9 protein-coding genes and 4 tRNA genes are annotated in these 6,449 nt (G+C 54.1%); all 13 read left to right on the top strand.

Features of this window, described 5'->3' with window-relative positions; translation table 11 throughout:
- Nucleotides 1–206: 206 nt before the first annotated feature.
- The 13 genes from birA (at nucleotide 207) to rplL (ending at nucleotide 6,361) form a co-directional block, all read left to right on the top strand.
- On the top strand, nucleotides 207–1,166 hold the full coding sequence (gene birA / locus H0Z09_RS24215; RefSeq protein ID WP_186694049.1) for a bifunctional biotin--[acetyl-CoA-carboxylase] ligase/biotin operon repressor BirA: 960 nt from the start codon (nucleotides 207–209) through the stop codon (nucleotides 1,164–1,166).
- Complete coding sequence (locus tag H0Z09_RS24210; RefSeq protein ID WP_076952594.1) at nucleotides 1,156–1,905, top strand: pantothenate kinase; 750 nt, start codon at nucleotides 1,156–1,158, stop codon at nucleotides 1,903–1,905. The genes birA and H0Z09_RS24210 overlap by 11 nt, the downstream gene beginning before the upstream one ends.
- A gap of 7 nt (nucleotides 1,906–1,912) precedes the next feature.
- A complete protein-coding gene (locus H0Z09_RS24205) occupies nucleotides 1,913–2,359 on the top strand; it encodes a hypothetical protein (RefSeq protein WP_186694047.1) in 447 nt (148 codons plus the stop codon).
- A 142-nt stretch (nucleotides 2,360–2,501) separates the two neighbouring features.
- Nucleotides 2,502–2,586, top strand: a tRNA-Tyr gene (locus H0Z09_RS24200).
- A 23-nt stretch (nucleotides 2,587–2,609) separates the two neighbouring features.
- Nucleotides 2,610–2,683: transfer RNA gene (locus H0Z09_RS24195), tRNA-Gly, on the top strand.
- Between the two features lie 26 nt (nucleotides 2,684–2,709).
- Nucleotides 2,710–2,785 (top strand) — tRNA-Thr (locus tag H0Z09_RS24190).
- Between the two features lie 156 nt (nucleotides 2,786–2,941).
- Nucleotides 2,942–3,017: transfer RNA gene (locus tag H0Z09_RS24185), tRNA-Trp, on the top strand.
- A gap of 45 nt (nucleotides 3,018–3,062) precedes the next feature.
- Nucleotides 3,063–3,431 carry a preprotein translocase subunit SecE gene (gene secE, locus H0Z09_RS24180; RefSeq protein WP_003194658.1) on the top strand — a complete coding sequence of 123 codons (369 nt, stop codon included), beginning with the start codon at nucleotides 3,063–3,065 and terminating at the stop codon, nucleotides 3,429–3,431.
- A gap of 9 nt (nucleotides 3,432–3,440) precedes the next feature.
- The gene (gene nusG / locus H0Z09_RS24175) at nucleotides 3,441–3,974 is read left to right on the top strand and encodes a transcription termination/antitermination protein NusG (RefSeq protein ID WP_003176436.1); all 534 of its coding nucleotides are present in this window, start codon (nucleotides 3,441–3,443) and stop codon (nucleotides 3,972–3,974) included.
- A gap of 117 nt (nucleotides 3,975–4,091) precedes the next feature.
- Nucleotides 4,092–4,523 (top strand): 50S ribosomal protein L11, encoded by a 432-nt coding sequence (gene rplK / locus H0Z09_RS24170; RefSeq protein ID WP_003210097.1) that lies wholly within the window; start codon nucleotides 4,092–4,094, stop codon nucleotides 4,521–4,523.
- A complete protein-coding gene (gene rplA / locus H0Z09_RS24165; protein WP_003232403.1) occupies nucleotides 4,523–5,218 on the top strand; it encodes a 50S ribosomal protein L1 in 696 nt (231 codons plus the stop codon). Before rplK ends, rplA begins: the two co-directional genes overlap by 1 nt.
- A gap of 198 nt (nucleotides 5,219–5,416) precedes the next feature.
- Nucleotides 5,417–5,917 (top strand): 50S ribosomal protein L10, encoded by a 501-nt coding sequence (gene rplJ, locus H0Z09_RS24160; protein WP_015886139.1) that lies wholly within the window; start codon nucleotides 5,417–5,419, stop codon nucleotides 5,915–5,917.
- Between the two features lie 78 nt (nucleotides 5,918–5,995).
- The gene (gene rplL / locus H0Z09_RS24155; protein WP_076952597.1) at nucleotides 5,996–6,361 is read left to right on the top strand and encodes a 50S ribosomal protein L7/L12; all 366 of its coding nucleotides are present in this window, start codon (nucleotides 5,996–5,998) and stop codon (nucleotides 6,359–6,361) included.
- The last annotated feature ends 88 nt before the right edge of the window (nucleotides 6,362–6,449 follow it).

The raw sequence follows: 6,449 nt of genomic DNA, 5'->3' as shown, positions 1-6,449 counted from the left end.
GTGTGGGGTTTCCCCATGTGAGAGTAGGTCATCGTCAAGATTAAATTCCGAAACCCCATTTGCGAAAGCAGATGGGGTTTTGTTTTGGGCGCTCGGAAAAACATGAGTGAATTCATCGCAGTCGTCTTGAGGTTAACCTTCGGCCTTTCTATGCAATGCCCTTGCGCATGGCTATCATGCGTGCCTCATTGTGAGGCGATACTTGCATGCTGACGTTGTTAAAGCTTTTGAAAGATGGCCGATTCCATTCCGGAGAAGCACTTGGCGCCGCCTTGGGCGTCAGTCGCAGTGCTGTCTGGAAGCAGCTCCAGCATCTCGAGGCTGAGTTGAATTTGCCCATCCATAAAGTTCGTGGCAAGGGGTATCAATTGGCATCGCCGCTGGTGTTTTTGAATGCCGAGAACATAGCGCTGAATGCGCCCTCCTTGGAATGGCCTATACATATCTCTGACTCGATTGACTCCACGAATACCGAAGGCTTGCGCCTGGCGGATTCAGGATGTCCAGCGCCATTTCTAGTACTTGCGGAGCAGCAAACAGCAGGGCGAGGCAGGAGAGGACGGAAGTGGGTTAGTCCTTACGCACAGAATGTCTACTACAGCCTCGTCTTGCGTATCGAATCGGGTCTTAGCCAGTTGGAAGGCCTGAGCCTTGTCGTGGGCTTGGCCGTCATGCGGGCATTGCGCGAATCGGGCGTGCAGGGGGCAGCACTGAAGTGGCCAAATGATGTGTTGGTGGGGCAGAAAAAAATTGCCGGTATTTTGCTCGAATTGGTAGGAGACCCTGCTGACATCTGTCACGTTGTCCTCGGAATAGGTATTAACGTGAATATGCGCAGGGCTGACGAGGTGGACCAGCAATGGACCTCGGTACAGCTTGAAACGGGCTCTCCCGTTGACCGGAATGCTTTAGTGGCACAACTGAGCATGCAGCTACAGGCCTATCTAGAACGCCATAAGATGGATGGTTTTGTCTCGCTCCAGGAAGAGTGGGAGCAAAACCACGCATGGCAGGGACGATCGGTATCCCTCATTGCGGGTGTCAACCAGATTGATGGAGATGTGCTGGGCGTAGATCATCAGGGTGCACTGCGGTTGAGCGTGAATGGTGTTGAGAAAATATACAGTGGTGGTGAGTTAAGCCTGAGGTTGCGTGATGATTCTTGAGCTCGACTGTGGGAATAGCTTTATCAAATGGCGTGTACTGGATTCGGAAAAGGCTACTGCCTCGGCAGAGGGCATCGTAGGTTCCGATCTGGCATTGATTGAAAGCCTGGTCGCGCTTCCCGGATTGCTGCTGACACGCTGCCGGTTGGTAAGTGTTCGTGCGCTGGAAGAAACAAGCAAACTGGTGGCGGCGCTGCATGAGGCATTCGGCGTGACCGTCTCCTGCGCGGCTCCGGCGCGACAGGTGGCTGGAGTGCGTAACGGCTACGAAGACTTCGAGCGCTTGGGTCTTGATCGCTGGTTAGCGATGCTGGGTGGATTCAAGCTGGCGCAAGGTGCTTGTCTGGTGCTCGATTTTGGTACGGCGGCAACTGCGGACTTTATTGCGGCAGATGGTGAGCACTTGGGCGGCTTCATTTGTCCGGGTATGCCTCTCATGCGCAACCAGCTGCGAACGCACACGCGTAAGATACGCTACGACGACGCGTCTGCGGAAAGAGCCCTGGAGCGCCTCTCTCCGGGTCGCACGACGGTAGAGGCGGTAGAGCGGGGCTGTACGCTGATGCTCAGGGGGTTTGTGCTGACGCAGTTGGAGTTGGCCCGAGGTTACTGGGGTGATGACTTCACCGTATTCCTTACCGGCGGAGATGCTGAATTGGTGTCGGATGCAGTGCCCCAGGCACGACTCGTTCCTGACCTGGTGTTTGTCGGTTTGGCGATGGCGTGCCCTTTATCCTGAGGTGATTATGCGTTGGCTGTTTCTGCTTTTACTGGTCCTTAACGCCTTCTATTACATTTGGCATCAGCAAGAAGCACCACTGCGCGCCAAGGATGTCACGCCTTTGAGCCTTTACAAGGGTTCCCAGCAAGATATTCGCCTGCTGAGCGAGTCATCTGATGCTGTGGTGCGTCGAGATCGCGCGCGCGCGGCTGATGCGCAAAATACCTGCCTGTACATCGGCGGCTTTGCAGATGAGCGTCAAGCGCAGGTCCTTGAGCAACGGCTCACCAGCCTGGATATAAAGGTCAAGGTTCAGTTGCTGAATACTGCTGACGCTTCCGGCTATTGGCTTCGCATAGCCCCTGAAAGCAGGCGCCTGGCTGACGATCTGTCCTTTGAAAACCTTGCTAAGGAATTCAACGAGTTAAAACACAAAATAATGTTGTGCGAAGGCGTTGCAACTCTCGGATAGTTTGCATAGAATGGCGCCCGCTTCGCAGCGAAGACCTTTAAGGTCTAAGGTGCAAAGCGTAGGTCAACGCAGCTAACCTCATATTTTTTATGAGAAAATGCTTGACAGAAGGCCGGCGTGATGTAGAATGCCGGCTCGCTTAGGAGGGGTTCCCGAGCGGCCAAAGGGATCAGACTGTAAATCTGACGTCTACGACTTCGAAGGTTCGAATCCTTCCCCCTCCACCATTTTAGCGTGAGCTGCAAGCTCCGCGGGTATAGTTTAGTGGTAGAACCTCAGCCTTCCAAGCTGATGATGCGGGTTCGATTCCCGCTACCCGCTCCAAGTTTGCAGGTTGTGCAGTGTGTTTTGCTCTTGTAGCTCAGTTGGTAGAGCACACCCTTGGTAAGGGTGAGGTCAGCGGTTCAAATCCGCTCAAGAGCTCCATATAACAAGGCAGATATGAAAATATCTGCCTTTGTTTTAACGGTCGCCTTGGCTTGATTGTGTTGTGCCTGATATTGCTGGGCGATCAAGTCTCTTGGGGTTGGCTGTTGTAAAGTCTTTTTCAGGCCTGCATAATGGTCGGCCTGATTTTGTTTTAGGTCAGTAGCTCAATTGGCAGAGCGACGGTCTCCAAAACCGTAGGTTGGGGGTTCGATTCCCTCCTGACCTGCCAGATTCACGTGGTGTGTCTGGCTTTCTTTTCACAGGATCTTCATAGATGACTCCTAAGGCTGAAGCTCAAAGCTCTCGTTTCGATCTGGTCAAGTGGCTCGCAGTAGTCGCCTTGGTGGTCGTAGGCGTTGTCGGCAATCAGTACTATTCTGCTTCGCCGATCCTGTACCGTGTCCTCGCTTTGCTCGCCCTCGCTGCTGTAGCTGCCTTTGTTGGCCTGCAGACTGCCAAAGGCAAGTCTTTTGCGGTCCTGGTGAAGGAAGCTCGCACCGAAATACGTAAAGTCGTTTGGCCGACTCGCCAAGAAACCACGCAGACCACGTTGATCGTTGTGGCTGTTGTTCTGGTTATGGCGTTGCTGTTGTGGGGGCTTGATTCCCTGCTCGGCTGGCTTGTTTCCTTGATTGTTGGCTAAGGGTGTCCCGTGGCTAAGCGTTGGTACGTTGTGCATGCTTACTCGGGTTACGAGAAGCATGTTATGCGCTCTTTGCTGGAGCGCGTAAAGCTCGCAGGCATGGAAGATGGCTTCGGCGAAATTCTGGTTCCCACTGAAGAAGTGGTTGAAATGCGCAATGGCCAGAAGCGCAAAAGCGAACGCAAGTTCTTTCCTGGCTACGTGCTGGTACAGATGGACATGAACGAAGGTACTTGGCACTTGGTCAAGGACACTCCTCGTGTCATGGGTTTCATTGGCGGTACCGCTGATAAGCCTGCTCCTATCACCGACAAAGAGGCGGAAGCGATTCTGCGTCGTGTTGCTGATGGTAGCGACAAGCCCAAGCCGAAGACGCTTTTCGAGCCGGGTGAGGTTGTTCGTGTCACAGATGGTCCGTTTGCTGATTTCAACGGCACTGTCGAAGAAGTTAACTACGAAAAGAGCCGGATCCAAGTGGCGGTGCTCATTTTCGGTCGCTCTACTCCGGTAGAGTTGGAGTTCAGCCAGGTCGAGAAGGTCTAGCTGAGAAAGCATCCCAACCCCGCAGCCCTAGGCTGTGGGGTTTTGTCGTCACTGGGATAAACGCGCAAGTAACCGGGGAGCCTTTCGAGGCGTTCGAACCCGTAATTGGAGTGCCTCATGGCCAAGAAGATTACCGCTTACATCAAACTGCAAGTGAAGGCCGCACAGGCCAACCCTAGCCCACCCGTCGGCCCAGCTCTGGGTCAGCACGGCGTGAACATCATGGAATTCTGCAAGGCCTTCAACGCCCGTACCCAGGGTATTGAGCCAGGTCTGCCGACTCCAGTGATCATTACTGTATACAGCGACCGTAGCTTCACTTTCGAAACCAAGTCGACTCCGGCTTCGGTTTTGCTGAAGAAAGCTGCCGGTCTGACCAGCGGTTCCGCTCGTCCGAACACCGTTAAGGTTGGCACCGTAACCCGTGCTCAGCTGGAAGAAATCGCGAAAACCAAAAACGCGGATCTGACTGCAGCTGATATGGATGCAGCCGTGCGTACCATCGCCGGTTCTGCTCGTAGCATGGGCCTTAACGTGGAGGGTGTGTAATGGCTAAGCTGACCAAGCGCCAAAAGGCTATCGCCGGCAAAATCGAAGCAGGCAAGGCCTACAACTTTGTAGACGCTGCTGCCCTGCTGACCGAGCTGTCGACTGTCAAGTTCAGCGAGTCCGTTGACGTTGCTGTAAACCTGGGTGTAGACCCACGTAAATCCGACCAGGTCGTTCGTAGCGCAACTGTGCTGCCACACGGTACTGGCAAGACTGTACGTGTAGCTGTCTTCACCCAAGGCCCTGCAGCTGAAGCTGCTCTGGCCGCTGGCGCCGATCGCGTTGGCATGGATGACCTGGCTGCCGAAATGAAAGGCGGCGACCTGAACTATGACGTCGTTATTGCTTCCCCGGATGCAATGCGCGTTGTAGGTCAATTGGGTCAGATCCTCGGTCCTCGTGGCCTGATGCCTAACCCTAAAGTCGGCACCGTAACGCCAGACGTAGCCACCGCGGTTAAAAACGCCAAGGCTGGTCAGGTTCGTTATCGCACCGACAAAAACGGCATCATTCACACCTCCGTTGGCAAAGTCGGTTTTGATGCCGTCAAGCTGAAGGAAAACGTTGAAGCCCTGATCGCTGATCTCAAGCGTATCAAGCCTGCTTCCTCGAAAGGTATCTACGTCAAGCGCGTTACCCTGAGCACCACTATGGGCCCAGGTCTGGTCATCGACCAAGGCTCGCTGGACGTATAAGACACAGATTGGCGCAAGAGATTGCGCCAATCAAAAAATTGGGGTCCCTGCCTGGCGGGGGCTATCCAAGACCGTAGGCGACGCAAGTCTTAAACCACAAGCCTACGCAGATGGTGCTCCCGGTTCCTTACCGAATCAGACACCAAAACGACATCAGGCCTAGGCCAGATGAAACGGTAACAAGCAGGAGTTAAACCCGTGGCAATTAATCTCGAAGACAAGAAGGCCATCGTCGCTGAAGTCAACGAGGCTGCCAAAGCTGCTCTGTCCGCTGTCGTGGCTGATGCCCGTGGTGTGACAGTAAGCGCTATGACCGGACTCCGTAAAGAGGCTCGTGAAGCTGGCGTATACGTACGTGTTGTACGTAACACCCTGCTCAAGCGCGCTGTTGCTGACACTGAATACAGTGTCCTCAATGACGTGTTCACCGGCCCGACCCTGATTGCCTTCTCCACCGACCATCCAGGCGCTGCTGCCCGTTTGTTCAAAGAGTTCGCAAAGGGTCAGGACAAGTTCGAGATCAAGGCAGCTGCGTTCGAGGGCAAGTTCCTCGCAGCTAACCAAATCGACGTACTGGCAACACTGCCGACCCGTAACGAAGCTATTTCGCAGCTGATGAGCGTGATTCAAGGCGCTACCAGCAAGCTGGCTCGTACTCTGGCTGCAGTTCGCGAGCAAAAAGAAGCTGCCGCAGCCTAACGCTGAGCAAATTCTCTCGCGTATTTTTGTTTATTTCGATGGCCGCGTAGGCCGTCCCCCAATTCAGGAAATACAGCAATGTCTATCTCCCAAGACGATATCCTCAACGCCGTAGCTGAAATGTCGGTTCTGCAGGTTGTTGAGCTGATCAAAGCTTTCGAAGAAAAATTCGGCGTTTCCGCTGCCGCTGCTTCCGCTGGCCCAGCCGCTGTTGCTGCTGTTGCTGAAGAGCAAACCGAATTCAACGTCATGCTGCTGGAAGCTGGCGAGAAGAAAGTAAACGTGATCAAGGCAGTACGTGAGCTGACCGGTCTGGGCCTGAAAGAAGCCAAGGCTGTAGTTGACGGCGCTCCTGCCCAGGTTCTGGAAGCTGTGTCGAAAGACGCCGCTGACAAAGCCAAAGCTACTCTGGAAGAAGCAGGCGCTAAAGTCGAGCTGAAGTAAGCATCGACCTTGCGTCTCCAGCCCAAGCTTTAAGCTGAAGGCTGATGGCTGGTGGCTCTTGCCACCGGCCTTTTTCCGTTCTTGGCTG

This window comes from Pseudomonas sp. SWRI18 (assembly GCF_014268345.1).
GTDB lineage: Bacteria > Pseudomonadota > Gammaproteobacteria > Pseudomonadales > Pseudomonadaceae > Aquipseudomonas > Aquipseudomonas cedrina.
The sequence above is the reverse complement of the archived record's forward strand: the minus strand, read 5'-3'. Positions and strand labels throughout refer to the sequence as shown.